The organism is Pseudomonas capeferrum (genome assembly GCF_013523055.1).
In the GTDB taxonomy this organism is placed as follows: domain Bacteria; phylum Pseudomonadota; class Gammaproteobacteria; order Pseudomonadales; family Pseudomonadaceae; genus Aquipseudomonas; species Aquipseudomonas capeferrum_A.
In genome coordinates, this window is sequence record NZ_JAAMQM010000010.1 from 89029 (window position 1) to 114029 (window position 25001).

Annotated in this window: 22 protein-coding genes and 2 riboswitches; of the genes, 13 read left to right on the forward strand and 9 right to left on the reverse strand. The window is 63.7% G+C overall.

The features are described 5' to 3' along the window. Positions 1-46 precede the first annotated feature (46 nt). Positions 47-313: a hypothetical protein gene (locus G7009_RS13100; RefSeq protein ID WP_181130490.1), complete on the forward strand. Its 267-nt coding sequence runs from the start codon at positions 47-49 to the stop codon at positions 311-313. A gap of 119 nt (positions 314-432) precedes the next feature. On the opposite strand, the gene G7009_RS13105 is transcribed toward G7009_RS13100, so the two are convergent. The 4 genes from G7009_RS13105 to cobW form a co-directional block, all read right to left on the reverse strand. Further along, positions 433-981, reverse strand: coding sequence for a vWA domain-containing protein (locus G7009_RS13105; RefSeq protein WP_258197935.1), 549 nt, complete (start codon positions 979-981; stop codon positions 433-435). Between the two features lie 119 nt (positions 982-1100). Further along, complete coding sequence (locus tag G7009_RS13110; protein ID WP_181130492.1) at positions 1101-2102, reverse strand: ATP-binding protein; 1002 nt, start codon at positions 2100-2102, stop codon at positions 1101-1103. Position 2103: 1 nt separating this feature from the next. Beyond that, positions 2104-5865: a cobaltochelatase subunit CobN gene (gene cobN, locus G7009_RS13115; RefSeq protein ID WP_181130493.1), complete on the reverse strand. Its 3762-nt coding sequence runs from the start codon at positions 5863-5865 to the stop codon at positions 2104-2106. A 3-nt stretch (positions 5866-5868) separates the two neighbouring features. Further along, positions 5869-6936, reverse strand: coding sequence for a cobalamin biosynthesis protein CobW (gene cobW, locus G7009_RS13120; RefSeq protein ID WP_181130494.1), 1068 nt, complete (start codon positions 6934-6936; stop codon positions 5869-5871). Between the two features lie 99 nt (positions 6937-7035). Further along, positions 7036-7229: riboswitch (cobalamin riboswitch) on the reverse strand. A gap of 60 nt (positions 7230-7289) precedes the next feature. Then, positions 7290-7512, forward strand: a riboswitch (cobalamin riboswitch). Positions 7513-7606: 94 nt separating this feature from the next. Between cobW and G7009_RS13125 the strand changes: the two genes are divergently transcribed. The 7 genes from G7009_RS13125 (at position 7607) to G7009_RS13155 (ending at position 14155) form a co-directional block, all read left to right on the forward strand. Further along, a complete protein-coding gene (locus G7009_RS13125) occupies positions 7607-7792 on the forward strand; it encodes a CbtB domain-containing protein (protein WP_181130495.1) in 186 nt (61 codons plus the stop codon). 10 nt (positions 7793-7802) lie between these two features. Next, entirely contained in the window at positions 7803-8492 is a 690-nt protein-coding gene (locus tag G7009_RS13130; protein ID WP_181130496.1) for a CbtA family protein, read from the forward strand. A gap of 17 nt (positions 8493-8509) precedes the next feature. Beyond that, positions 8510-8926 carry a cobalamin biosynthesis protein gene (locus G7009_RS13135; protein WP_181130598.1) on the forward strand — a complete coding sequence of 139 codons (417 nt, stop codon included), beginning with the start codon at positions 8510-8512 and terminating at the stop codon, positions 8924-8926. 10 nt (positions 8927-8936) lie between these two features. Beyond that, positions 8937-9689 carry a precorrin-4 C(11)-methyltransferase gene (gene cobM, locus G7009_RS13140; protein ID WP_181130497.1) on the forward strand — a complete coding sequence of 251 codons (753 nt, stop codon included), beginning with the start codon at positions 8937-8939 and terminating at the stop codon, positions 9687-9689. Positions 9690-9755: 66 nt separating this feature from the next. Then, a complete protein-coding gene (locus G7009_RS13145; RefSeq protein ID WP_181130498.1) occupies positions 9756-10049 on the forward strand; it encodes a DUF1272 domain-containing protein in 294 nt (97 codons plus the stop codon). Between the two features lie 197 nt (positions 10050-10246). Beyond that, positions 10247-10864 (forward strand): response regulator transcription factor, encoded by a 618-nt coding sequence (locus G7009_RS13150; protein WP_181130499.1) that lies wholly within the window; start codon positions 10247-10249, stop codon positions 10862-10864. A 6-nt stretch (positions 10865-10870) separates the two neighbouring features. Next, positions 10871-14155: a transporter substrate-binding domain-containing protein gene (locus G7009_RS13155; RefSeq protein WP_181130500.1), complete on the forward strand. Its 3285-nt coding sequence runs from the start codon at positions 10871-10873 to the stop codon at positions 14153-14155. A 10-nt stretch (positions 14156-14165) separates the two neighbouring features. Here the strand turns inward: G7009_RS13155 and G7009_RS13160 are convergent, their stop codons facing one another. Next, positions 14166-15188, reverse strand: a complete 1023-nt coding sequence (locus tag G7009_RS13160; RefSeq protein WP_181130501.1) for a LacI family DNA-binding transcriptional regulator — start codon at positions 15186-15188, stop codon at positions 14166-14168. Positions 15189-15395: 207 nt separating this feature from the next. Between G7009_RS13160 and G7009_RS13165 the strand changes: the two genes are divergently transcribed. The 3 genes from G7009_RS13165 to G7009_RS13175 all read left to right on the forward strand — a co-directional run bounded on the left by G7009_RS13165 (position 15396) and on the right by G7009_RS13175 (position 17904). Continuing rightward, positions 15396-15935 (forward strand): gluconokinase, encoded by a 540-nt coding sequence (locus G7009_RS13165; protein WP_181130502.1) that lies wholly within the window; start codon positions 15396-15398, stop codon positions 15933-15935. A gap of 113 nt (positions 15936-16048) precedes the next feature. Further along, positions 16049-17401: a GntP family permease gene (locus tag G7009_RS13170; RefSeq protein WP_181130503.1), complete on the forward strand. Its 1353-nt coding sequence runs from the start codon at positions 16049-16051 to the stop codon at positions 17399-17401. Between the two features lie 185 nt (positions 17402-17586). Continuing rightward, entirely contained in the window at positions 17587-17904 is a 318-nt protein-coding gene (locus G7009_RS13175; protein ID WP_181130504.1) for a hypothetical protein, read from the forward strand. On the opposite strand, the gene G7009_RS13180 is transcribed toward G7009_RS13175, so the two are convergent. From G7009_RS13180 to G7009_RS13195, 4 genes are all read right to left on the reverse strand, one after another. Then, entirely contained in the window at positions 17905-19326 is a 1422-nt protein-coding gene (locus G7009_RS13180) for a sigma-54-dependent transcriptional regulator (protein ID WP_181130505.1), read from the reverse strand. Beyond that, complete coding sequence (locus G7009_RS13185) at positions 19295-20788, reverse strand: ATP-binding protein (RefSeq protein ID WP_181130506.1); 1494 nt, start codon at positions 20786-20788, stop codon at positions 19295-19297. The genes G7009_RS13180 and G7009_RS13185 overlap by 32 nt, the downstream gene beginning before the upstream one ends. Positions 20789-21068: 280 nt before the next feature. Beyond that, positions 21069-22523 (reverse strand): sensor histidine kinase, encoded by a 1455-nt coding sequence (locus G7009_RS13190; protein WP_181130507.1) that lies wholly within the window; start codon positions 22521-22523, stop codon positions 21069-21071. Positions 22524-22599: 76 nt separating this feature from the next. Further along, complete coding sequence (locus G7009_RS13195; protein ID WP_181130508.1) at positions 22600-23202, reverse strand: lytic transglycosylase domain-containing protein; 603 nt, start codon at positions 23200-23202, stop codon at positions 22600-22602. Between the two features lie 176 nt (positions 23203-23378). On the opposite strand from G7009_RS13195, the gene gspG reads away from it, so the two are divergent. Then, entirely contained in the window at positions 23379-23804 is a 426-nt protein-coding gene (gspG, locus tag G7009_RS13200) for a type II secretion system major pseudopilin GspG (RefSeq protein ID WP_181130509.1), read from the forward strand. 11 nt (positions 23805-23815) lie between these two features. Continuing rightward, on the forward strand, positions 23816-24997 hold the full coding sequence (locus G7009_RS13205) for a type II secretion system F family protein (protein WP_181130510.1): 1182 nt from the start codon (positions 23816-23818) through the stop codon (positions 24995-24997). Positions 24998-25001 lie beyond the last annotated feature (4 nt).

Consider the following 25001-nt stretch of genomic DNA (forward strand, 5'->3'; position numbering starts at 1 on the left):
GCCGCAGATCTCAATTCGCTGTTTGGGACCAAAGAGAGACCTACCCATGAACGCCCCGCTCCGTGTCAACGAAGCACTGCTGATCGCCGACCACGCCTTTGAACCTTTCCAGTGCGTCGCCTGGGATTCACCCAACGGTACCGGAGAGTTGAGCCTGGCAGTGATCGACCGGACCAGCACGCGAATCGGCAGCAAGCAAGTCTCCTCGAGCATCTATTCCGATCCCGCGCAGTGGGCCAGCCTGATCGAGGAAGTGCGCGCCGAACTCAGCGAAAAAGGGTATGACCTGCGGCCGTGGTCGATGCCCGTATAAGGCTTAGCCCCAAGACGGTCGCGAGTGCGCGTCAGCCGCGCACTTGCGACCTTCGTCCTTGTTGCGGCGCGTATTACCGCTGCGCTTCCTTCTCCTGGCTGCCATCCAAGGCGCGGTCGTCATTCCAGCTCTCGTAACTGGTCGATAGGCCGATATTCCGCCTGCAGCTGCTCTGCCAGAACGCGGCCTCGCCCGATGCGCACCGCGCAAGACTCCACATCCACCACTACACTGGCGCAGGGCAACGGCTGCAAGGGTGCCCAGCGCTGCAGCCGGCCATCGGTAATCACCAGGCAGCGCTGCGTTTCCAAGGGGTACTGTCGAGCGCGGGTCAGCAGCCATTCGCGTGCCTCTTCCAGCGCGGCTATCAAGGGGGTTCCACCGCCCGCCCCCAACTGCTGCAGCCAAGGATGCAAGGCAGCCGATGCCTTTAACCCATGGCGCTGCCAGCTCGGTTTGTGGCCACTGGCGGTCAGCAACGCCAAGCGAGCGCGTTGGCGATAGGCTTGATCGAAGAGCGCGGTCAGCACGCCCTTGGCCTTGGCAAGGCCCTGGTTGCGGCGGGTCGAGGCGGATGCGTCGACGATCACCAGCCACAGTTCCGGTGCCTGGGCCTGGCGTTGCCGCCAACAAAGGTCCTGGCGCAGCCGTGGCTTTCCCTTGAGCAGAGTGGGTACCCAGGCGACGCGGCCCGAGGTACTCGAACGCGCGCGCCCGCGCGCTAGACCTTTGAGTTTTCCGACGCGGGGTCTGGCATCCGCTGGCTTGGACTCTTGCGGGCGGATGCTCAGGGCTTTTTTGCCCAGTTCGGTACCTCGCGACGGGCGCCGGCGGTCACGGGACGAGGCGGCAATGCCCCCCACTCGCCCTGCCCGTCTTGCTGCTCCTGGGCCGTGTTGCCGGTCGCCGGGGGTTCATCCGGTGTGCTCGCGGCCGAAGTGCCTTGGCGCCGATGCCGCAGCGCAAACTCGGCCACGGCGTCGACATCGGCCTGGTCGATGCTATCGGCGCCACGCCAGGCGGCGTGAGCTCGCGCCGCACGCAGCCAGACCAGGTCGGCGCGCATGCCGTCGACGCCTTCGGCGAAGCAGCGCTCCGTGATCGCGGCCAAGGCCTGGTCATCGAGCGGTATTTGTTCAAGGCGCAGGCGTGCCGCCTGGCAGCGCTCACGCAACCGCGCCTGGGCCTCGGCCCAGTGCCCACAGAAACCCGCTGGATCGCTGTCGAACGCCAAGCGCCGACGAATGATCTGCTGACGCTGCTCAGGAGGAGGTTGCCCCTCGAGCGCCACGTTCAGGCCAAAGCGATCGAGCAACTGCGGTCGCAGCTCGCCTTCCTCGGGGTTCATCGTGCCGATCAGCACGAAGCGGGCGCTGTGCCGGTGGGAAATACCGTCACGCTCGATCCGGTTGGTACCGCTTGCCGCCACGTCCAGCAACAGGTCCACCAAGGGATCGGGCAACAGATTGACCTCATCCACGTAGAGCACACCGCCATCGGCCAGGGCCAGGACCCCGGGAGAAAACTGGGCCTTGCCCTGACCGAGGGCAGCATCCAGGTCCAGGGTGCCGACCAAGCGCTCTTCGGTAGCGCCCAGAGGGAGGGTCACGAAAGGCCCATTACCGAGCAAGTCGGCCAGCCCTCTGGCCAAGGTGCTCTTGGCCATGCCGCGCGGTCCTTCGATCAGCACACCGCCGATTCTGGGATCGATGGCAGTCAGACACAGGGCCAGCTTCAGCGCGCCGGCACCGACCACGGCGGCCAAGGGAAATTGCAGGGGTTCGCTCATTTCAATTCTCTTCCTCGCCTTCGATCAACTGCTCCTCGAGGGCTTCGCGGTATGCGCCAGGTGCCTGCCACAGGCCGCGCTGCTGGGCTTCCAGCAGACGCTCGGTGATGTCGCGCAGGGCTTCGGGATTGTGCTCGCGCATGAACGCACGGGTGGCCGGGTCGAACACATAGGCGTCGGCCAGGGACTGGTAATGGTGATCGTCGACCAGTTCGGTGGTGGCGTCGAAGGCAAACAGGTTGTCCACGGTGGCGGCCAGTTCGAAAGCGCCCTTATAGCCATGGCGCTTGACCCCGTCGATCCATTTCGGGTTGAGGGCGCGGGCACGGATCACCCGATTGAGCTCTTCCTTCAAGGTGCGGATGCGCGGCCGGTCGGCCTGGCTGTGGTCGCCATGATAAGCGCTCACGGCCGCTCCGCCCAAGGTCTCGGCCGCCGCGAGCATGCCCCCCTGGAACTGATAGTAATCGTTGGAATCGAGCAGGTCGTGCTCGTGATTGTCCTGGTTGTGCAACACCGCCTGGACCTGTGACAGGCGCTGCGCGAAACGGGCTCGGGCAGGCGTGCCCTCGTCGCTCGCGCCGTAGGCGTAGCCGCCGTGATTGAGGTACACCTGCGCAAGGTCGTCACGGGTCTGCCACAGACGTCCGTCGATAGCGTTCTGCACCCCTGCCCCGTAGGCGCCGGGCTTGGCCCCGAAGACACGCCAGCCAGCCTGACGTCCCGCTTCATCGGCATCCAGCCCCTCGGCCAGCAATGCCGCGCGCTCGGCTCGCACCTTGGCGGCCAGCGGGTTGAGGTCGTCCGGCTCGTCCAGCGCCGCCACGGCCTGCACGGCAGCATCAAAGAGGCGGATCAGGTTGCCGAAGGCATCGCGGAAAAAGCCGGAGACGCGCAATGTGACATCCACTCGAGGACGGTCGAGCAGGCCGATGGGGAGTATCTCGAAATCGTCGACCCGCTGGCTGCCGTTCGCCCATACCGGACGCACGCCGAGCAGGGCCATGGCCTGGGCGATATCGTCACCGCCCGTGCGCATGGTGGCCGTGCCCCAGACCGACAGGCCGATCTGGCGCAGATGGTCGCCATGCTCTTGCAGGTGCCGTTCGAGAATCAGGTTGGCTGACGCGAAACCGAGACGCCACGCCGTGGCCGTAGGCAAGTTGCGCACGTCCACCGTATAGAAATTGCGCCCGGTCGGCAGCACGTCCAGGCGCCCACGGCTGGGCGCGCCGCTCGGTCCGGCAGGCACGAAGCGGCCATCGAGTGCCGCCAGCAAGCCCTGCATCTCCGCCTCGCCGCAGGCATCCAGCGCGGGGGCGATGTCCTCGGCCAGCGCTTGCAGCACCGCATGGACCGGGGCCCAGGTTTCGTCAGTCGGCAGTCCTTCATGCCCATCCAGCACGCCAGTGATCAACCGGGCGGCCAGCCGCTCGAGCCGCTCGCGCGTATCGCCACAGGTGCGCCAGGCATCCTCACCGAGCGACGCCAGCAGCGTAGGTCGCGGGCCGCTCCACGGCTGGCCCAGGTCACAGTCGAGCGGGTCGAAACCGAGCGCCAGGGCTTTGGCCAGCACACGTAGCAGACTGGCATTGCCGTCTCGCCCATCCCCGCGCGCGACCCGCAGCAGGGCCAGCAGCGTGTCATTACGCAAGCGTCCTCGAGGAGACTGGCCGAACACGTGCAGGCCGTCACGAATCTGCGACTCCTTCAGGTCACATAGATAGGTATCCAGGCGCGGCAGCCAGATGGCGGCATCGTCCAGTTCACCTTCGAGCTGCAGCTCGCGATCGATATGGTTGGCCTTGACCAGGTCCAGGATGTCGCGCTGGAGCTCCCGTGCCCGACGTGGGTCGAGCAACTGCGCTTCGTAGTATTCGTCGGCCAACTGCTCGAGATGGCGCAAGGGGCCATAGGTCTCGGCACGGGTGAGCGGCGGCATCAGGTGATCGATGATCACCGCTTGGGTGCGTCGCTTGGCCTGGGCACCCTCGCCCGGATCGTTGACGATGAACGGATAGATATTGGGCAGCGGCCCCAGAAGCGCATCCGGCCAGCACTCGGAAGACAGGCCGACGCCCTTGCCGGGCAGCCATTCCAGGTTGCCGTGCTTGCCGACGTGAATCACCGCGTCGGCGGCCAGCCCGTAGCGCAGCCAGAAATGGAACGCCAGGTAACCATGTGGCGGCACCAGGTCCGGGTCGTGATACACCGCGCTCGGGTCCACCTGATAACCACGCGCCGGCTGGATGCCTACGAACGTCAGCCCCAGGCGCACTCCGGCCACCATCAGTCGGCCGTTTCGACACATCGGATCCTGTTCTGGCTCGCCCCAGCGCTCGATGACCGCCTGCTGGTTGGCGGCCGGCAGTTGGCCGAAGGCTGCGCGATAATCCGCAAGGCTCATGCTCTGGGCGCAGGGACGTTGGTCGAGATGATCGAGGTCGTTGGTCACCCCGCCCAGCAGCCGCTGGATCAACGCGGTGCCGCTGACCGGCAGATCGGCCACGGGGTAACCCTGGTCCTTCATCCCCTGAAGAATGTTCAGGGCCGCGGCAGGTGTATCCAGGCCGACGCCATTGCCGATGCGACCATCACGGGTCGGATAGTTCGCCAGGACCAGGGCCACGCGCTTCTGCGCGTTGGGCAGGCGCGCCAGCTCGACCCAACGCCGCGCCAGCTCGGCGACGAAATCCATGCGCTGCGGATGCGGCCGATAGCAGACCACGTCCGATTGGCTGCGTTCGCTGCGCCAGGCCAGGTCCTTGAAGCTGATCGGCCGAGTGATGATTCGCCCGTCGAGTTCAGGCAGAACGATATGCATGGCCAGGTCGCGCGCACCGAGGCCCTGCTCGCTCGCCTCCCAGGCGGGCTGGTTGTCCTGGGCGCAGACGGCCTGCAACACCGGAATGTCCCGGCGGAAAGGTCGCAGGTTCGGCCGCTCCGGGCTCGACAGCGCAAAGCCCGTGGTGTTGATGATCACCTCGGCGCCCGCCTCGTCCAGCCAGTCCTGGACCTGCGCCAGGCAGGCGCTCTCCTTGAGGCTCGCCACGGCGATCGGCAACGGGTTGAGGCCCGCCGCCGCGAGGCGCTGGCAGAACACATCGATGAAGCCGGTATTGGCGGCTTGCAGGTGCGATCGATAGAACACTATCGGTGCTACCGGCTGCTCGGGATGCCATTGCCCATACCAGTCCTCGAGGCAGGCGCTGCCCTTGTCGGGATGATAGACAGTGGTGCGCGGCAACTGCGCGGGCTCTTCCCAGGCATAGGCGCGGCCCAGCCATTGGCTGGCAATGCAGTTGAAGAAATTGCGCGCGTTGCCCTTGCCACCCTGGCGCAGGTAGTGCCAAAGACGCTGGGCCTGCTCGCTGGCAACGGTGCCCAGGCTCATCAACTCGGGGTCGGGTCGGTCGTCACCGGGCACCAGAATGAGCTGCACACCGCGCGAGGTAAGCGCTACCAGCTGCTCGACGCCATAGCGCCAATAGCCGACACCGCCATGCAGGGACACCAGGATGACTTTTGCATGGCGCAGCACTTCGTCTATATAGAGATCGACCGAGGCATGGTTCTGTACCTGCATGGGGTTGGCCAGGCGCAGGCTGGGAAAGTCCTCCGGCAACTGCTCGGCGGTCTCCGCCAGTAGCGCCAGATGGGAATCGCCGCTGCAGAGGACCACCAGTTCGGCGGGCGTCTGACCGAGGTCGGCGATACTGTCGTCCGGCACGAAGCCGCCAGGCTGGGTCCTCAGCAGGTGCATGGATCAGGCGCCCAGGGCCTGGCGCAAGCGCGCTTCGAGCAGCGCCGCGTCGAGCTCCTGGCCGATCAGCACCAGGCGGGTAACGCGCGGCTCGTCGGCTCGCCAGGCGCGATCGAAATGCCTGTCGAAGCGCGTGCCTACCCCTTGGATCAACAGGCGCATCGGCTTGCCGGGGATAGCGGCGAAGCCCTTGGCGCGCAGGATGCCGAACTCGACCACCAAGCGGGTCAGCGCATCGAGCAGCAGGCTTTCGTCAGCTTGCGGCAGGTCGATGGAGATCGAATCGAAGGCGTCATGATCGTGTTCGTCATGCTCTTCGCCATCATGGTGGCTGTCGTGATGGGTGCGGCGGCCATCGATATGCGCTTCGGACTCGGCGCCGACCCCCAGCAGGACCTCCAGCGGCAGGCGACCACTGCTCGCTTCGATCACCTTGACCGCCGGCGGCAGCTCTTCGAGGACTTCGGCCCGGACCTTGGCCAGGTCATCGGCGGCAATCAGATCGGCCTTGTTCAGGACCACCAGGTCGGCGCTCGCCAACTGGTCGGCGAACAGCTCGTGCAAGGGCGATTCATGGTCCAGGTTGGGATCCTGCTTGCGCTGGGCATCCACCTGGTCGGGATAGGCGGCGAAGGTGCCGGCGGCCACGGCTGGGCTGTCGACCACGGTAATCACCGCGTCAACGGTGCAGGCGTTGCGAATTTCCGGCCATTGGAAAGCCTGCACCAGCGGCTTGGGCAGAGCCAGGCCACTGGTCTCGATGAGGATATGGTCGAGATCGCCACGACGAGCGACCAATTCGCGCATCACCGGGAAGAATTCTTCCTGGACGGTGCAGCACAGGCAGCCGTTGGCCAGCTCATAGACCCGGCCGTTGGCCTCTTCCTCGGTACAGCCGATGCTGCACTGCTTGAGAATCTCGCCATCGATGCCCAGCTCGCCGAACTCATTGACGATCACAGCGATGCGACGCCCCTGGGCATTGTCCAGCATGTGACGGAGCAAGGTGGTCTTGCCCGAGCCGAGAAAGCCGGTGACGATGGTGACGGGAAGCTTGGCCAGCGTTTTCATGTCGATGCCCTTGACAGGATGGCGGGCATGCGGAACGAGAGCCACCGACCGCTAGCCGGCCGGACTCGCTCGCCACCGGATCACCCCGCCCGGTTGAAAGTCGAAAATCGTGTCGAGGCAGGTATCCTGGCTCGCACCGCACCGGCCGATGGCTGGTCGGATGACGCCTTCCCGCGCATTCACGCAGTGGCCGTGTCGATCCCTTTGATGCTTACAGTTGCGGGGGCAGCCGCGGCTTGTACCGCGTTCCCTGGCTCCGGTCGGACCGGAGGACCTCGAAGCGGCAAGGCTACGCAGTGCCTGGCGAACGGTCAACCGCTGGCTGTGATTGACGGCCATCCGCCCGCGTGATTTGCTAGCGGCCTGCGTCAAGGTGCCCCTTCCAGGGGTGAAACGGGAAACCGGTGCGTCTCAGGCCCTTTCGATGGGCCGGACAAGTCCGGTGCTGCCCCCGCAACGGTAAGCGAGCGAAGCGTCTGATCCACTGTGCCTGTCGTCCGGCATGGGAAGGAGACGCCTTCAGGGCCACAGGCCCGTCTCGCCAGCCCGGAGACCGGCCTGACGTCCATTGCACAACCCCGCGGCGGGCGGGCGCTGTCGTATTCCTGGACGAACCGCGTCCGGGGTCCGCCGCGCTTGCCTGTCGCTATGACCCGTAGAGGAAAGCGTCATGCCTATCACCAGCGCCCAACACGACATCGCCACCCCCGCCAGTCTCGGTCACCGCGTCCTGATCGCCGCCGGCGCCAGCCTGCTGGGCCTGTGCCTGGTGTATTTCGCCGGTTTCTCGCACATCGATGCGGTACACAATGCCGCACACGATACCCGTCACAGCGCCGCATTCCCTTGCCACTGAGGGCCTTCGCATGATTACGCGCATCGCCCGTACCGCCGGGTTCAGCGGTCTGCTGGCCGCTCTGCTGCTGACATTGCTGCAGAGCCTGTGGGTCTCGCCGCTGATTCTCAAGGCCGAAACCTACGAAGATACGCAGCCCGCTGCCCATCACGACCATGAGGGCCAAGCGACCGCACCCCATGTACACGACGACGAAGCCTGGACGCCCGCCGATGGCTGGCAACGCGTGCTGTCCACCCTGGCGAGCAACCTTGTGGTGGCCGTGGGTTTCGCCTTGATCCTTGCGGCGCTCTACAGCCTGCGTGAGCCGCACCGCATCGCCACGGGCGCACTCTGGGGGCTTTCCGGGTTCGCGGTATTCTGCCTGGCGCCCATGCTCGGCCTGCCACCGGAACTGCCAGGCACCGCCGCCGCCGAACTGGGCCAACGCCAGGCCTGGTGGATCGGCACCGCAGGCGCCACGGCGGTCGGACTGGCACTGCTGGTATTCGCTCGTGCTGGCTGGGTCAAGTTGCTGGGCGCGGCGTTGCTGATCGTTCCTCATGTCTTGGGCGCGCCGCAGCCGGAAGTACATCAAAGCCTGGCGCCGCCAGCCCTGGAATCGCAGTTCATCCTGGCCTCCGGGCTGACCAACGCCGCGTTCTGGCTGGCGCTGGGTACGCTCAGCACCTGGTTGTATCGCCGCATCGGCCAGGCGTGACGGGATTGAACGAGGGCTTGCCGTCATACATCGGCCTTGGCTGCCGACGTGGCTGCCCGGTTGACCAGCTGGAGGCGCTGCTGCGCGCCACCCTGCGCGCCCATGGTCTGTCGCTCGGCAGCGTGCGAGGTCTGGCCAGCATCGACCTCAAGGCAGATGAGAACGGCCTGCATGAGCTGGCCGAACGTCTCCGCCTGCCACTGGTGTTCTTCCCCGTGGCTGATCTGGTCGTTTTCGAGTCGCGCCTGACCCACCGCTCACCAGCGGCTCGAGCCCACAGCGGCTGCTGGGGGGTGGCCGAAAGCGCCGCCCTGGCCTTGGCCAGTCGCACTCATGGCCCGACGCGCCTGCAAGTACCCAGGCAGGTGTCCGACCAGGCGACCCTGGCGTTGGCTTGCCCCATCGGCCTCCTGGATAATCACGTTTTCATCTGAAGGACTTTTCATGACGGTCTATTTCATCGGTGCTGGCCCCGGCGACCCCGAGCTCATCACGGTCAAGGGCCAGCGCCTGATCCGCCAATGCCCAGTAATCATCTATGCCGGCTCGCTGGTGCCTGCCGCGGTGCTCGAGGGTCATCAGGCACACACCGTGATCAACAGCGCGGAACTGAACCTCGACCAGATCGTCACGGCACTGCGCGGTGCCCATGACAGAGGCCAGGACGTGGCCCGCGTTCACAGCGGCGATCCCAGCCTGTACGGCGCCATCGGCGAGCAGATCCGCCACCTGCGGGAGCTGGGTATCGACTACCAGATCATTCCGGGAGTAACGGCCACGGCGGCCAGCGCTGCCTTGCTTGGCTGCGAATTGACGCTGCCGGAGGTGTCGCAGACCGTTATCCTCACCCGCTACGGCGACAGCTCGCCGATGCCCGAAGGCGAAGCGCTGGCCGATCTGGCGCGTCACCGCAGCACCCTTGCCATTCACCTGGGCGTGCGGCATCTGCAGAGGATCGTCGAAGACCTGCTTCCCCACTATGGCGCCGACTGCCCGATCGCCGTGGTCCACCGCGCGAGTTGGCCAGACCAGGACTGGGTGCGAGGCACGCTGCGGGACATCGTGGCAAAGGTCACGGCCAAGGGCTTTCGACGCACGGCCCTGATCCTGGTCGGCCAGGTATTGGGCGACACGCCGTTCGCCGAATCGGCGCTGTACCGCGCTGGCCATGCCCATCTCTATCGCCCAGGTCACTGAGAGGATTGCCAAGCGACCCTGGGCCGTCGCAGACTCGTCGCTCCCGCCGCGAACCGAGATCTCATCATGCTTGAGCTGCGCCCCTGTTGTGAATGCTGCGCTGTCGAACTGCCCGGCGACAGCCTCGATGCACTGATCTGCTCCTTCGAGTGCACCTTCTGCCGTGCCTGCGGCGAAGACCACCTCCAGGGCCGTTGCCCGAACTGCGGCGGGCAGCTGTCAGCCCGTCCGCCGCGCGTGGGCGCGACCCTCGCGAACAACCCCGCCAGCCGCGAACGCATCGTCAAGCCTCATGCCGGGTGCCAGGTAACCCGGCAGACAGCGGCTCACAATCTGTGTAATCCGACAGCGCAGCCGTGATTTACTGAATCGTGACCGGTAAAACCGACATATTTGTAGTCCTTTTCTACACTTCAACACTGTTTATTCAACATCCTCTTACTGGGCATTACCAAACATAGGGAATCGACGTATCGTGCGCGCGCTGCCGGCCTGGACCAGCAGCCGTATTCCTGGGCCATTCAGGAAACAGCCCACATTCCTACAGGAGTTACCTGATGACTACCGTGCTGATGGTCGATGACCACCCGACCGTACGACTGGCCGTGCGAATGCTGCTCGAAAGGGAACGTTTCACCGTAATCGGCGAAACCGGCGATGGTATCGAAGCCGTCCAACTCGCTCGAACCCTGTCACCCGATGTAGTCATTCTCGACATCGGCCTGCCCGGGCTCGACGGCATGGAAGTCATCAAGCGTCTCCATCTGCTGGATCCCGCGCCAAAGGTCATGGTCCTTACCGGCCAGCCGCCCGATCTGTATGTGAGACGCTGCCTGGATGCGGGCATCGCGGCCTTCGTCAGCAAGGGCGAAGATCTGGATTCCATGGTTTTCGCCTTGAAAGCGATGGTCAAGGGCTACTCCACCTTTCCGCAGATGTCGGTCAACAGCAATACGCTGGAAAGCGAGGCGGCTCGCCTGGGCAGCCTCTCCAACCGGGAAATGGAAGTGCTGCGTCGCCTGTCCCAAGGCGAAAGCAACAAGCACATCGGCGAGCACATGAATCTCAGCGCCAAGACCATCAGTACCTACCGAGGGCGCATCATGGACAAGCTCAAGACAGAGTCGCTGGTGGAGATGGTGGATCTGGCCAAGCGCAACAAGGTGGTGGAGTGAAGCGCGATGAAAGCCGCGCTGCTGATCCTGTTGATGGCGCTCATGCTGCCATCCTTCGCCGGCACTGCGTCGCCAGGCGAGCGGCGGCAGTTGCTGGCTCGCTCCCAGAGCGTGACGGCGCACATGCCGCTGGACGAGGCCGATCGTCGCTGGCTGCAAGCGCGAAAGGTCCTGCTGCTCGGAAGCTCGCGCCCCGACTATCCGCCGTTCGAGATCAACGTCAGCCAGCAGGACTATGAAGGGCTCAGCGCCGACTACGCTGGGCTGATCAGCCAGTTGCTGGGTATTCGCATCGAAGTCATGCGCTTCACCGATCGTCAGGCCGCCGTGGAGGCTTTGCGTCAAGGCCGGATCGACCTGCTCGGCAGCTCCAACGCCTTCGAAGCAGCTGACGCCGAACTGATCCTCAGCCAACCCTACGCCGAAGATCTGCCCGTGATCGTCACCGCGGCGGGCCGCACCCTTGGAGAGGGCGATGACCTGGACGGCCTGCGCCTGGCGACGGTCGACCATTATCTGCCCTTGGAGACCGTGCGCGCGCTCTATCCCAAGGCACGGCTGGTTCCGCTCTCTTCGACCCTGGCGGGGATTTCGGCAGTCGCGCTCGGCCAGGTCGACGCCTACCTCGGCGACGCCATCAGCAGCGACTACCTGATCGGCAGAAACTACCCGGGGCGAGTCAAGATCGATCACTTCATCCAACGCCCTCCCGAGTCGTTCGCTTTCGCTCTGGATCGTACCCAGCAACGGCTTGCAAGGCTGGTCGACCGGGCACTGGAGCGAATTTCCGACAGCGAGCGCCTGAACATCCTGCGACGCTGGTCCAGCGGCAATACCAGCCTGTTGCTGGAGCGCAGCCTGGCCGCGCTGACTGACGAAGAACAGCACTGGATCGACACACACCGCGAGATCCGCGTCATGGTCGATCCGCATCTGGCACCGCTTGCGTTCAATGACGAAAGTCAGCAACTACGCGGCATCACCATCGACCTGTTGGCCAAGGTCGGATTGCGTACAGGACTGCGCTTCGATATCACCTCGATCGAGTCGGTTCAATCGATGGTCGACCAGGTGGCCCAGGGCAAGGCCGAGCTCATAGGTGCTCTGGGCTATGGCAATCAGCGCGCCGAGCGATTGCGTTATACCCGCCCCTACCTGATCAGCCCACGAGTACTGGTGGGGCGCATGGATGCAGCGCCACTGGCGGCGCCCCCTCGGCTGTCGGGAAAACGCCTGGCGGTGGTGCGTGGATCCCCCGCACAGGATCGACTGTTGCAACAGCATCCGGGCATTCGTCTGGTGCAAGTGGAAAACCCGTTGAAAATGATGGAAGCCGTTGCCAAAGGGAACGCCGACTTCGCCTTGAGTTCGCAGATCAACGCCGCCTACTACATCAACCAGGTTTTCAAGGGCAAACTGCGGGTTGCCTCGATCTATGGGGACGATCCGGCCCTTGCCGCATTCGCGGTGACCCCTGGACTGCCCCTGCTGCAATCGATACTCGACAAGGCGTTGCTGAGCATCCCGCCAGAGGAAATGGAGCAACTGATCAACCGTTGGCGCACCAATGCGGTGGTGAGTGACAGCCCATGGCGCAACTATCGCTCGCTGGTCTTGCAGATTCTGATCCTGGCCGCGCTACTGTTGGCCGGGGTGGTGTTCTGGAACCATTACCTGCGCAAGTTGATCGTCCAACGCATGCAGGCGCAACAGGCCTTGCAGGCCCAACTGGCGTTGACTCGAGGGCTGCTGGAGCAGCTGCACCAGGCCAAGGAGCATGCCGAGCAAGCCAGCCAGGCCAAGAGCACCTTCCTGGCCACCATGAGTCATGAAATCCGCACGCCCATGAATGCCGTCATCGGCTTGCTCGAACTGGCCCTTCAGGACAGCGCCGTAGGTCGATACGATCGCGAGGCGCTTCATACCGCGCATGATTCGGCCGTCGGCCTGCTGGCGCTGATTGGCGACATCCTGGATATTTCCCGTATCGAGGCCGGTCATCTGACCTTGCAACCCATTGCGACCGACCTTGTCGCCCTGGTGCGCTCGACCGTGCGTGTGTTCGATGGCAACGCACGGATCAAGGGGCTGCAGTTGCAGACCCGGTTGCCGGACAGCTCCGCCTGGCTGATGATCGACCCCCTGCGATTCAAGCAGGTGCTGTCGAATCTGTTGAGCAATGCCATCAAGTTCACTGAACAGGGCAGCGTGCGGGTCTCACTCCAAGTGTCCGCCTCAGGTTCGGCCGATGTCGTCGACATCGACCTGCGGGTACAGGACACCGGCATCGGTATCACCCCGCAGGACCAGGCACGGCTGTTCACTGCCTTTACCCAGGTCGAAGGCCCCCGCGCGCGCCAGGGCGCAGGGCTGGGCCTGGTGATCAGCCGCACGCTTTGCCAGATGATGGGAGGGACACTGGAGCTCGATAGCCAGCGAGGCACCGGTACAAGGGTCGACGTGCGCCTGCAATTGCCGCGCGCGCGGGAACCGCTGCCGCAAGCGCCATCCGCCCCCGTCGAACAGGCCGGCGGGCGCGCGCTGGAGATACTGGTGGTCGACGATTACCCCGCCAACCTGATGCTGCTGGACAAGCAGTTGGCTACCCTCGGCCATCAGGTGACCCTTGCCGAAAACGGCGAACAAGCGTTGGCACTTTGGCAAGCCGGCCATTTCGACATGGTCATTACCGATTGCAGCATGCCGATCATGGATGGGCATGCACTGGCGCGACAGATTCGCGCCCAGGAACACCTGCAAGATCACGCGCCCTGTCGCATCCTCGGCGTCACGGCCAACGCCCAGGCCGAAGAACGCGAACGCTGCCTGACCAGCGGCATGGACGATTGCCTGTTCAAGCCGATCGGCTTGCAGACCCTCAAAGCCCATCTACCGATGGCTCACGACATCGAACCCCGGGCGGACCCGCTCGAGGTACTCCCGCAACGAGCGAGCGGCTTCGCGCTAGATGAACTGACCTACCTGACCCAAGGCGACCCAGCCTTGATAAACCGCCTGGTCGAGCAGCTGTCGCGCAGCACCGCCGAAGATCTCCGGAGTTTGCGTGGCTTACGCGCCTCGCCGGACGAACACGCCTTGCGGCAGCTCGTTCATCGGATCAAGGGTGGGGCGAAGATGTTCAAGGTCAGAGGCGTGGTGCAAGACTGCGAGGCCCTTGAACGGGCCCTTGCCACAGGCGAGTCAACGGAACCATTGCTGGAAAACCTGGAAGCCAGTCTCGCCAGCCTGCAGCAGGATCTCAAGGACGCAACGAGCCCAGTGCAGGATTGAGGCGAGGATTTCAACAGGAGCTTTCACGCACCACCAGCTCGAACCCGAGATCCTGCCGCGATACGGCGACCTGCTTTCCATCGAGCAACGCCAGCAAAGCCTGGGCAGCGCCTCGACCGACAGCGGCGCGCGGGGTACGGATGGATGTCAGTGGCGGAACCATGTGCGCCGAGGCCGGCAAGTCGTTGAAGCCGACCATCGCTACCCTGCCCGGCACATCGACCCCCTGTCGCAGGGCCTGCAGAAGGGCACCGTGGGCCAGGTCATCGTTGCAGAAGAAAATCCCATCGACGTCAGGTGCCTTTGCCAAAAGGTCGCTGAACAACTCGCCGCCCAGGCCGATGGACGAGAGCTGCGGTGCCAGCAACTCCAGCTCCGGCGCCGATTTTCCGGCTTCCGCGAGCACCTGGCGAAAGCCCTCGGCGCGCTGCATGACGCGGGGATCGAGCTGCGCGGCGACGAATGCGAGGCGCTTGCGCCCACTTTCGAGCAGATGCCGAGCGGCGGCGCGCCCGGCTTCGATCTGGGAGAACCCGACAGAAATGGCTTTCTCCGAGTCGCCAAGCTCCATCATGTGCACGCACGGGACGCCGCTTGCCTGGAGCATCTGCCGTGCCGCATCGCTGCGATCGAAGCCGGTCAGCAACATGCCACAGGGCTGGTAAGCCATGTAGTTGCGGATAAGGTCCTCCTCTTCCGCCGCGTCGTAGTGATAATTACCAATCAAGACCTCCATTCCCCGCGGACGCAGGACCTCATGGATCGCCTCGAGCGTGTCGATGAACAGCTGGTTGGACAACGACGGAATCAGCACGACGACCGAATGACTTCGCGCCGATGCCAAGGCTCGCGCTGCCGGATTGGCGACATAACCCAGGCTGGCCGCGGCCGTGATGACTTTTTCCACCAGCGCGGGGGCGACCGTGCTGATGCCTCGCAAGGCGCGAGAAGCGGTAATGGGAGAAACTCCCGAGAGCCTGGCAACTTCTGCCAGGGTCGGACGACCTGTAGTACGAGAGCCGATGCGTGTCATAGGAATGTTGTAATTTTACTACTTGCAAAGGTGAAGGAACGGGTAATAAGGTAGCGCTGTCCCAGGACACAGGCAATGCAATCTTTGACGGCATACTGTGCCTGGCGTCCATACTGCGCCAAACAAGATCAATAACATCGGGCGAAGCGTTGCGACCTGGCCACGGGCCTTCGGAGACAGCGCTATCCGACCCTGCAGGAGGTACTGATGAACGCTCCCCTTTCCGCGATCGTGGTGATGGGTGTAGCCGGTTGCGGCAAAAGCTGTATCGGCGCCGCCATCGCACTCAAGAGCGGTGGCCGCCTGATCGAGGGCGATGCCTTCCACCCGGTTGCCAATATCGAAAAGATGACCGCTGGCATCCCGCTCGACGACGAAGATCGCGCAGGCTGGCTGACGCTTTTGGGCGAAGAGCTGCGCATCGCCGTCCAATCCGGCGAACGCCCCATCCTCACCTGTTCCGCGCTCAAGCGCCGCTACCGCGACACCCTCCGCGATGCCGTTCCCGAACTGGGTTTCGTGTTTCTCGAACTGAGCCCCGCCGAAGCCGGACGCCGCATCATGGCGCGGCCCAGCCATTTCATGCCGGCCACCCTGATAGACAGCCAATTCGCCGCACTCGAGCCTCCCAGCGACGAGCCCTTGACCTTGACGCTGGATGCTACCCGCTCCATCGAGGTGCTTGCCGAGTCGGTCGATCACTGGCTCAAGCGCTATGGCGGGCCAGCCGTCGTGCGCACGGCCTGACCGGGCCATTGCGGCCCATCAAGACAGCGCTATCCGGGCGCCCCACGGCGTCCCAAGCTCCCCCTACAGCGAAGTTCCGCTTACAAAAATGACAAAAGCGAGGCTCAACAACGATGTTCGGACTGGCTACTGACACCTACCTGCTTCTCGATGCCCTGGTGACCATCATCGGGCTTATCCTGCTCATCACCCACTTCAAGGTTCATCCCTTCGTGGCACTCACCCTGGCAGCGGGCTTCCTCGGCCTGACCTCAGGCATGCCAGTGGCCAAGGTCATGAAAGCGTTCCAGGACGGCTTTGGCGGCGTGCTCGGTTTCGTTGGCATCGTGCTCGCCCTCGGCACCATGCTCGGCAAGCTGATGGCCGACTCGGGCGGCGCCGACCAGATCGCCAGGACGCTGATAAGCGCCTTTGGCGTAAAACGCGTGCACTGGGCGATGATGCTGTCTGCCTTCCTGGTGGGCATCCCCTTGTTCTTCGAGATCGGCTTCGTGCTACTGATCCCGCTGGTGTTCATCGTCGCCAGGCGTTCGGGGGTCTCGCTAATCAAGATCGGCATCCCGCTGCTGGCCGGTCTTTCCGTGGTCCATGGCCTGGTTCCCCCACATCCGGGGCCCCTGCTGGCGATCGGCATCTTCAATGCCGACATAGGCAGGACCATCTTCTATGGCCTGCTGGTCGCGCTGCCGACCGCCGTGATTGCCGGCCCTCTGTTCGGCAACTTCATTTCACGCTATATCCCCGGCAGCCCGTCTGCGGAATTGATGGACCAACTGGCCCGCGAGTCCGAGCTCAAGAACCTTCCAAGCTTCAGCGTGACCCTGGCGACCGTGTTGCTGCCGGTGTTTCTCATGTTGCTCAAGACCTTCGCCGACGTGGTCCTGCCCGCCGAACACATCGTCCGCCAGTGGATGGACCTGATCGGTCACCCCATCACCGCCCTGCTTGCCGCGCTGCTGCTGGCGTTCTACACCTTCGGCGCCGCGCGAGGCTTTTCCCGCCAGAAGATCATGAAGCTGCTCGACGAGAGCCTGGCGCCGACCGCCGCCATCGTGCTGATCGTCGGCGCCGGTGGCGGTTTCAAGCAGATGCTGGTGGATACCGGGGTCGGCAACGTCATCGGGCAGATGGCCGTGCAGGCGGAAATCTCGCCGATCCTGCTGGCCTGGCTGGTAGCCGCGGTGATCCGCATCGCCACCGGTTCGGCAACGGTCGCCACCATCACCGGGGCAGGCATCGTCGCGCCTGTGGTCGAGCTCGTTCCAGGCGTCAACCGGGAGTTGCTGGTACTGGCTACCGGCGCCGGCTCGCTCATCCTCTCGCATGTCAACGATGCAGGCTTCTGGCTGGTCAAGCAGTATTTCAACATGACCGTGGCGGAGACCTTCAAGACCTGGAGCATGATGGAGACCTTGCTGTCGGTGGTCGGAATCGCCTTCATCATGCTGCTGGCGCGTTTCGTCTGACCGTCTGTCGAGATAGCGGCACCGCGCCAGATCGCTGGCCTCATAACATCATGGGCACCGCGCGCGACCTTCGCCTCGGTGCCGGCTCGCGGGCAACGACGGCCTCAGGTCCATCTGCAGCGAGCAATTGCCCATGAAAGCAACAAGCGCACCCGGTCACGAGTGCTGCTGAAAAGGAGTTTGACATGAAGCGATCGCTATCCCCCGTCCTCCTCATCTCTGCCCTGCTGGCTTCACCGTTTGCCTTGGCGGTAGGGACCGGGCCGACCCATCCGGATGACCCGCATTCCGTAGCTCCGCAGCCGGGAGCCGACAGCACGCTCAACCCGATCGAAAAGCCGCTTCCGCGCGATACCGATCCGCGGCCGCAAGGCAACGATCCCGAGAGCCCGCCCGCGCGCCCAGGTGACAACAACGACCTCCCAGGCATGGATGGCACCGGCTCGGAAGGCAACGGCATGCAAGGCGGCGTCGGTGCGGGCACCAGCGGCAGCCGGCCCTGATCACCACTGACGCTTGTCGGGACGTGCCAGGCCCAGCTTTTCGATGCGGTAGCGCAGCATGTCTCGACTAAGCCCCAACAGACGCGCCGACTTGGTGACATTCCAGTCGGTGCGGTCCAGGGTCTTGCAGACCAGATCACGTTCCATGTCCGGCAATGTCCCATGCTCCATGTCCTGACGGCTGGACTCGTGGTAGTGCGCAACAGGCGCCGGCATGGGCTCGTCGATCAGGCTCATGCAAAGGTTGAGCTGGTGCGCTCCGATCACCTCGCTAGGTGCCAGCAATACCGTCTGCTCGAGCATGTTGCGTAACTCGCGCACATTTCCTGGCCAGCTATAGCCCAGCATCAGGGCATCGGCCTGTGCGCTGAAGCGCAGGTTCGGCTTGCCATAGCGCCGCCCGTGGTGTGCCAGGAAATGCCGGGCCAGCAGCAGGATGTCCTGTCCGCGCGCGTACAGCCGCGGAACCTTGAGCGCAATGATGCGCAAGCGGAAGAACAGGTCGCGACGAAACTTGCCCTGCTGGACCATCTGCTCGAGATTGCAATTGGTCGCACTGATGATGCGCAAGTCCACCTTGCGCTCCTTCACCGCGCCGATACGCCGAATGCTGCGGTCCTCCAGCAGCTTGAGCAGCTTGGCCTGGAGCAAGAGATCCATCTCTCCGATCTCGTCGAGGAACAGCGTGCCGCCATCGGCGGCCTCCACCAGACCCACACGGCGTTCCTTGGCATCGGTGAACGCACCTTTTTCATGGCCGAACAGCTCGGCCTCGAGCAGATTGGCCGGTATCGAGGCACAGTTGAACTCGATGAACGGCGCCTTGCTGCGCGCCCCATCGAAATGCAAGGCCCGCGCAACCAGTTCCTTGCCGGTCCCCGTCTCGCCCTCGACCAGTACCGGAGGCAGGTCGTCGCTGCTCATGCGCCGCTCGGCATCGAGCAGCTGCCGCAGCGTGTGCTTGAGCCCGAGCATGGCCGGCGATTCGCCGATCAACGCCTGCATTCCCGATTTCTGCGCCTCGCGCTCCTGATAGAAAGACAAGGTACGTTCGAGTCGGTCAGCGGCAAGCGCCTTGTCCAGCAACAGCTTGAGCTCGGCCAGGACCACGGGCTTGGTCAGATAATGAAACGCCCCCTCCTTCATGGCCAGAACGGCGTCTTCGACATTGCCGTACCCGGTCATCATGATGACCTTCAACGCGGGGGCCTGCGCCATCAAGGTCCGGAGCAAGTCGTGGCCATTCATGCCCGGCAACGAGTTGTCGGTCAATACCGCGTCAGGCTGGACGCGCTGTATCTGCTCCAGTGCCCGTTCGGCGCTGTGGCAGACCGTCACTTCGAAGCCTTTCATGCACAGATAGGTACGTATGTTGTCAGCGAGGATTTCATCATCCTCGACTACCAGGATGCTGTGTTCCATGGTCCCCTCCCGCTGCGATGGTAAAAACTAGACTGACCTGGGTTCCCTGCGCTTCCCGACTGCTCAGGCAGACCGAGCCGCCGAAGCGTTCCATGATGCGTTTGACCAATACCAGCCCGACGCCCAGGCCGCCTTGCTTGGTCGTGAAGAATGGCTTGAACACCATCTGCTCCTGCTGGCGGGTCATGCCCTTGCCGGTGTCGCTCACGACCAGGCATACCCGGCGCTCGTCCAAGGCAAAGACGTGTGCCGTAAGCTGTCCCCCTTCGGGCATGGCTTCCAGGGCATTGGAAAACAGGCTGTTGAGAATCTGCGTCAGTTGCAAAGGCTGGCTGGCCACCCAGACGGCCGCTGGCGCTTCGAGCACGAATTGCACGCCATTGCGCTCCAGCTGTTGGATGAAGGCGTATCGGGCGTCGTCGATGGCAGCGATCAGCTCGACCGCCTCGGGCTCCTCGCTGGCAGGGCGCAACGACACCAGCAGGTCCCGTACCCAGCGAGACATGCGGTCTACCTGGCTGATGATGTCAGTGATGTTCTTCTGCGCCGGCGCACTGGCGATGGTCTGGGCCAACTCGGCGCTGGAGCGGATGTTGGCCAATGGATTGCGCAGGCTGTGCGCCACTGCCGACGACATCTCGCCCAGCGCGACATAGGTCTCGCTGGCCACCAGGCGGTCCTGTTGATGGTGCAGCAACGCCGCCGCGCGGCGCACGATCCAGAACAGGCCGAAATAGATCAATGCGCCACCAGCCAGGCTCGATGTCCAGATCACCACGTAACCGCGTTGTATGCGGCGGATCAGATCCTGGGGTTCCTTGTAGACCTCGACCATCGACAGCACGCGCGTGCCTTGGCTGTCGAACATGGGAATGTAGTTCTCGATGAACAGATGCTCGGGCTCGCGTTGGAACTGCTGTTCTTCGCGGTCTTCGTCGGCCTTGTGGTAACTGGCCGACACGGCCTTGCGTGAGTCGAAGGAGCGATCCAGGTCGCCATCCGCTTCGATTCGCTGTCCTATCAGCCGCGGGTTGGTAGACCAGACCACCGTGCGATCCCGCGCATAGACATTGGCCAGAAGCGTATCAGGCAGGTGCTCCACGTGATCGAGGAATTCGTCCCGCGTTGCCTGCGCGAGCGCTGCACTTACCGTAGGGTGCTGGCCGTCCAGGCGTGGATCGAGGAGTTCTCCCATGGTCGTTCCCGGCGGCAGTTGCGAATGGCGTACCTCCGCCTGCGCCATGGCCTGAATGAACTGCGCTGTCAGCATGGCGTCGCGCTCGACGCTGTCATTGACCACGAAACGGGTGGACACATAACCCAGCCCACCGGCGACGGAGGCGATGATGAGCAGGCTGACCAGCGAAAACCAGCGCAACAAGTTGAACTGGCGAAGAGGCGATGCCTGCGCTGGAGTCGAGGTAGCGACCTTGTTCGGGACATCGTTTTCCAGCGTCTGCATGACGTTGTTCCCGCCTCTCATGGGATCCGCGTGCGGATGCTACCGACCGTAGCACAGCAATGGCACTTTGCCGCATCCAAGGATCATAACCAGCACTTTCACATCTGCGTGCAAGAACCCAGCCACTCTATCTATTAAATTATTTAATTGCTAAATCAATAGGTTGAAAGCGTTTATTAAAGTGATCTCGTGAAAACCACCCCATTGCTGGGCAACCCTTCGATCTATCAATAAAATTCTATATTTTTCAAATAGATATAGAGTATTTCTAAAATATCTTTCAAGCAGACTCGCGTGCTACCCGGAAATTGAGAAGCACGCTGGTCCCCTTGCCTTCGCTGCTGCTCAACCGTACCGAGCCTCCGAAACGCTCCATGATGCGTTTCACCAGGACAAGTCCCACTCCGAGCCCGCCTTGCTTGGTCGTGAAGAAAGGGCGAAACGCCATCCGCTGCTGTTTCTCGGTCATGCCACGGCCGGTATCGGAAACACGCAGCGTTACGCTGCGGCGATCCTGCCGAACGACTTCCACGCGCAGGCTTCCACCCTGTTCCATCGCCTCCAGGGCATTGGAAATCAGGCTGTCGAATATCTGCGCGAGCAGAACCGGGTCGGCGAGCACCCGTACCTGCGAGACCTTTTCCAGCTCCAGTCGTACGGTGCAACGCCTCAGCGGTACGGTGTAGAGCTGAAGACTTTCTTCCAACGTCGGCCCGAGCGCCACCGGCACGGCCGGGTCGTTGAGGGGGCGCAGCGACTGCAACAGCTGGCGCACCCACTGGGACATGCGGTCGACCTGGCTGATGATGTCGGTGATGTTCTTCTGCGCTGGCCCTTCGTCGAACGCCTGGGCGAGTTCGGCACTGGAGCGAATGCTCGCCAATGGGTTGCGCAAGCTGTGCGCTACAGCCGATGACATCTCGCCCAGGGCCACGAACATTTCGTTGCTGATCAGGCGCCTCTGTTGTTCGGCCAGTACCCTCGCCGCCCGGCGCATGATGCCGTACAAGCCAACGTAGACCAGGCCGGCGCCCAGGGCGATGGCCAGCCAAATCATCAGCAGGCCATGCTCGATCCGGGCGATAAGGTCGGGCGGCTCCTTGTAGACCTCCACCATTGCCGCCACGCGCTCGCCATCCGTATCGAACAAGGGGATGTAGTTCTCGATGAACAGCTGCTTGGGCGGAGACACGAATTTCTGTTCGCTGCGAGCATCATCGAAATCGTGGTAGCTGGCCGACACCCGCATACGGTATTCGAAAGCATGCTCGAGGTCTTCGTCGGAGGTGATGATCTTGCCGGTCAAGGCCGGGTTGCTCGACCAGATCACCGTGCGATCGGGCGCATAGATGTTGACCAGCAGTACATCCGGCAGGTGGGCGACATGATCGAGGAACTCGCCGCGGGCCTTGCGCCGGGCCTGGAGGGCCGCTTCCGGTCCGGCTTGATCCAGGCGAGGGTCGAGCAGCTCGCCCATGCTGCGCACATTGGGGATCGAGACATGACGCACTTCCGCGTCGGCTATGGACTGGATGAACTGGGCCGTGAGCAGTGCGTCGCGCTCGACGCTTTCGTCGATGACGAAGCGACTGGAGATCAGGCCAAGGCCTACCGCCACCGAAAGGATGATCGCCAGGCTGACCCATCCATACCAGCGCAACAGTTTGAATGGCTTGCGCGCACCGGCATCGTTGCGGGGAATCGAGGCCCTGTGGGCGCGGGGGAAAACATCCATGACAGACTCCACAACTGGCCACCTAGCACTGGTTATAGCCCAGAGTTGGGGGAACGCACGACAGACTTGCATGACGTCATAACGGCGCGTCTTCCGCCATGCCCTGCAAGCGGCGATACTCGCGCAGCACGTTCGGCACGTAGCGTCGGGTCTCGGCAAACGGCGGCACCACCCGACCTCGGCTCATCACCGCTTCGGGCCCGGCGTTGTAGGCGGCCACCGCCAGGGTGATGTCGTTGTCGAACAACGTCAGCATGCGTTTGAGGTAACGCGCTCCTCCCTGCAGGTTGGCCTCTGGATCCAGGGCATCCGCGACGCCCATCTCCCGCGCCGTACCCGGCATCAGTTGCATCAGCCCCATCGCCCCCTTGGGCGAGCGCGCCTTGGGGTCGTAGCCGGATTCCGCCTTGATCAAGGCGTGCAACAGGGCCTGAGGCACATCGTGGGCACGGGCGGCGGCGGCGACGAGCTCGGCATAGGGTCGCCCGGTGATCAGCTGGGCATTGGCCGGTCCCGCATGCTCCGACACCTCGCTGATGACTTTTTCATATTGACGACCGGGGCGGTGCACGTTGGAGAGCACATAGCCGCCCCCGGTATCGATCGAGATGTAGACGTCGGCCTGTGCCACAGTTGCCGCTGCCAGCCAGGCCATGGCTCCCAGGATGCTCTTGCGCATAGCGTGCGCCTCCCCGCCGTTGCCCCCGATGTGGGGGAAATGCCCCGGAAAACCCGGGCCTGGCAACTGTCACGCAAGCACTGTGCCGCTTGCCGCGCCCCGCGATACTAGGCCCCAGGGACATCGCGCACGGCTATTGCATGAGCTCTCGCGGACGCATCACGGAGGGCTTCACCATGCAGCGCAGATCCAACGTGCAACGCGGTTTCACCCTGCTCGAACTGCTGGTGGTGCTGGTGGTTCTCGGCCTGCTGGCCGGCATCGTCGCACCCAAGTACTTCAGCCAGCTGGGGCGCTCGGAGGCAAAGGTCGCCAGGGCGCAGATCGAAGGCCTGACCAAGGCACTGGATCTCTACCGGCTGGAAGTCGGCCACTACCCCAATAGCGAGCAAGGCCTGCAGGCGTTGATCGCGGCGCCGAGCGGCGAGCCGCGCTGGTCGGGCCCCTACCTGCAGAAAAACGTGCCCCAGGACCCTTGGGGTCGGGCCTATATCTATCGCCAGCCAGGCGAGAGCGGCGGCGAATATGACCTGCTGTCCATGGGCAAGGATGGCCAGCCCGGTGGCGAAGGTGAAAACGCCGAGATCACCAGTTGGCAATGAGGAGCGTGAGCATGCGTTACAGTCTCAAGGCTTTGGGCAAGGAAGGCGTGGTGCTGCTGCAGATCGACGCGCAGGACATCGAACTGGCCCGCCAGCAGGCCACCGACCAGGGCCTGCGTGTGGTCAGCGTGCGCGCGGTGGCCCGTGGCCTGCCCTGGCGCCGCCCGCCGACTTTCGATCTGGTGCTGTTCAGCCAGGAGCTCGGCACCCTGCTCAACGCCGGGCTGCCGCTTATCGACGCCTTGGAAAGCCTGGCCGAAAAAGCGCCCAACCCCACTGCGCGCAAGATTCTCGGGAGCCTGGTACGCCTGCTGTATGAGGGCAAGTCGCTGTCCCAGGCCCTCGCCCAGCATTCCCAGGTCTTTCCCACCCTCTACGTGGCGCTGGTGCAGTCCAGCGAACGGACCGGCGCGCTGGGCGATGCACTGACGCGCTACATCAGCTATCGCCAGCGCTTGGACCTGGTCCGCCAGAAGCTGGTGAGCGCCTCGATCTACCCGCTTCTGCTATTGCTGGTGGGCGGTGGCGTGGTGCTGTTCCTGATGGGTTACGTGGTGCCACGCTTCAGCCTGGTCTTCGAGGGAATGGGTACCGAGCTGCCCTGGTTATCCCGCGTACTGATGCAAACCGGGCTGCTTCTGCATGCCAATCAGCTGCCTTTGGTCCTGGGTATCACGGCGACAGTGACGAGCCTTGTCGTGCTCCGTCGCCATCCCGGCCCACGGCGCTGGCTGTCGCGCCAACTGGAGCGGTGGCCGGCGCTGCACCAGCGCCTGGTCATGTACGAGCTGGCACGTTTCTACCGCTCGCTGGGGATTCTGCTGCAAGGGGGCATTCCGATCCTCACCGCCATGGGCATGGCGCGTGGCCTGCTGGGCGGCGCGGCGGCGATGCGCCTGGAACAGGCCTGCGCCAGGGTCGCCGAGGGCCTGCCACTGTCCGAGGCCCTGGAATCCGGCAGGCTGGTGACGCCGGTGTCGCTGCGACTGGTGCGGGCCGGTGAACAATCGGGCAACCTTGGAGAAATGCTCGAACGCAGCGCCGACTTCTACGACGAGGAAATCGGCCGCTGGGTCGAGTGGTTCGTGCGGCTGTTCGAACCGCTGCTGATGACCTTCATCGGCCTGTTGATCGGCCTGATCGTGATCCTGATGTACATGCCTATCTTCGAGCTGGCCTCAAGCATCCATTGAATTG

Excerpts from the sequence above, each read along its gene's own strand:
- G7009_RS13100 (WP_181130490.1), top strand. The coding sequence starts at position 47 with ATGAACGCCCCGCTCCGTGTCAACGAAGCACTGCTGATCGCCGACCAC.
- G7009_RS13110 (WP_181130492.1), bottom strand. The coding sequence starts at position 2,102 with ATGAGCGAACCCCTGCAATTTCCCTTGGCCGCCGTGGTCGGTGCCGGC.
- cobN (WP_181130493.1), bottom strand. The coding sequence starts at position 5,865 with ATGCACCTGCTGAGGACCCAGCCTGGCGGCTTCGTGCCGGACGACAGT.
- cobW (WP_181130494.1), bottom strand. The coding sequence starts at position 6,936 with ATGAAAACGCTGGCCAAGCTTCCCGTCACCATCGTCACCGGCTTTCTC.
- G7009_RS13125 (WP_181130495.1), top strand. The coding sequence starts at position 7,607 with ATGCCTATCACCAGCGCCCAACACGACATCGCCACCCCCGCCAGTCTC.
- G7009_RS13130 (WP_181130496.1), top strand. The coding sequence starts at position 7,803 with ATGATTACGCGCATCGCCCGTACCGCCGGGTTCAGCGGTCTGCTGGCC.
- cobM (WP_181130497.1), top strand. The coding sequence starts at position 8,937 with ATGACGGTCTATTTCATCGGTGCTGGCCCCGGCGACCCCGAGCTCATC.
- G7009_RS13145 (WP_181130498.1), top strand. The coding sequence starts at position 9,756 with ATGCTTGAGCTGCGCCCCTGTTGTGAATGCTGCGCTGTCGAACTGCCC.
- G7009_RS13150 (WP_181130499.1), top strand. The coding sequence starts at position 10,247 with ATGACTACCGTGCTGATGGTCGATGACCACCCGACCGTACGACTGGCC.
- G7009_RS13155 (WP_181130500.1), top strand. The coding sequence starts at position 10,871 with ATGAAAGCCGCGCTGCTGATCCTGTTGATGGCGCTCATGCTGCCATCC.
- G7009_RS13160 (WP_181130501.1), bottom strand. The coding sequence starts at position 15,188 with ATGACACGCATCGGCTCTCGTACTACAGGTCGTCCGACCCTGGCAGAA.
- G7009_RS13165 (WP_181130502.1), top strand. The coding sequence starts at position 15,396 with ATGAACGCTCCCCTTTCCGCGATCGTGGTGATGGGTGTAGCCGGTTGC.
- G7009_RS13170 (WP_181130503.1), top strand. The coding sequence starts at position 16,049 with ATGTTCGGACTGGCTACTGACACCTACCTGCTTCTCGATGCCCTGGTG.
- G7009_RS13175 (WP_181130504.1), top strand. The coding sequence starts at position 17,587 with ATGAAGCGATCGCTATCCCCCGTCCTCCTCATCTCTGCCCTGCTGGCT.
- G7009_RS13180 (WP_181130505.1), bottom strand. The coding sequence starts at position 19,326 with ATGGAACACAGCATCCTGGTAGTCGAGGATGATGAAATCCTCGCTGAC.
- G7009_RS13185 (WP_181130506.1), bottom strand. The coding sequence starts at position 20,788 with ATGCAGACGCTGGAAAACGATGTCCCGAACAAGGTCGCTACCTCGACT.
- G7009_RS13190 (WP_181130507.1), bottom strand. The coding sequence starts at position 22,523 with ATGGATGTTTTCCCCCGCGCCCACAGGGCCTCGATTCCCCGCAACGAT.
- G7009_RS13195 (WP_181130508.1), bottom strand. The coding sequence starts at position 23,202 with ATGCGCAAGAGCATCCTGGGAGCCATGGCCTGGCTGGCAGCGGCAACT.
- gspG (WP_181130509.1), top strand. The coding sequence starts at position 23,379 with ATGCAGCGCAGATCCAACGTGCAACGCGGTTTCACCCTGCTCGAACTG.
- G7009_RS13205 (WP_181130510.1), top strand. The coding sequence starts at position 23,816 with ATGCGTTACAGTCTCAAGGCTTTGGGCAAGGAAGGCGTGGTGCTGCTG.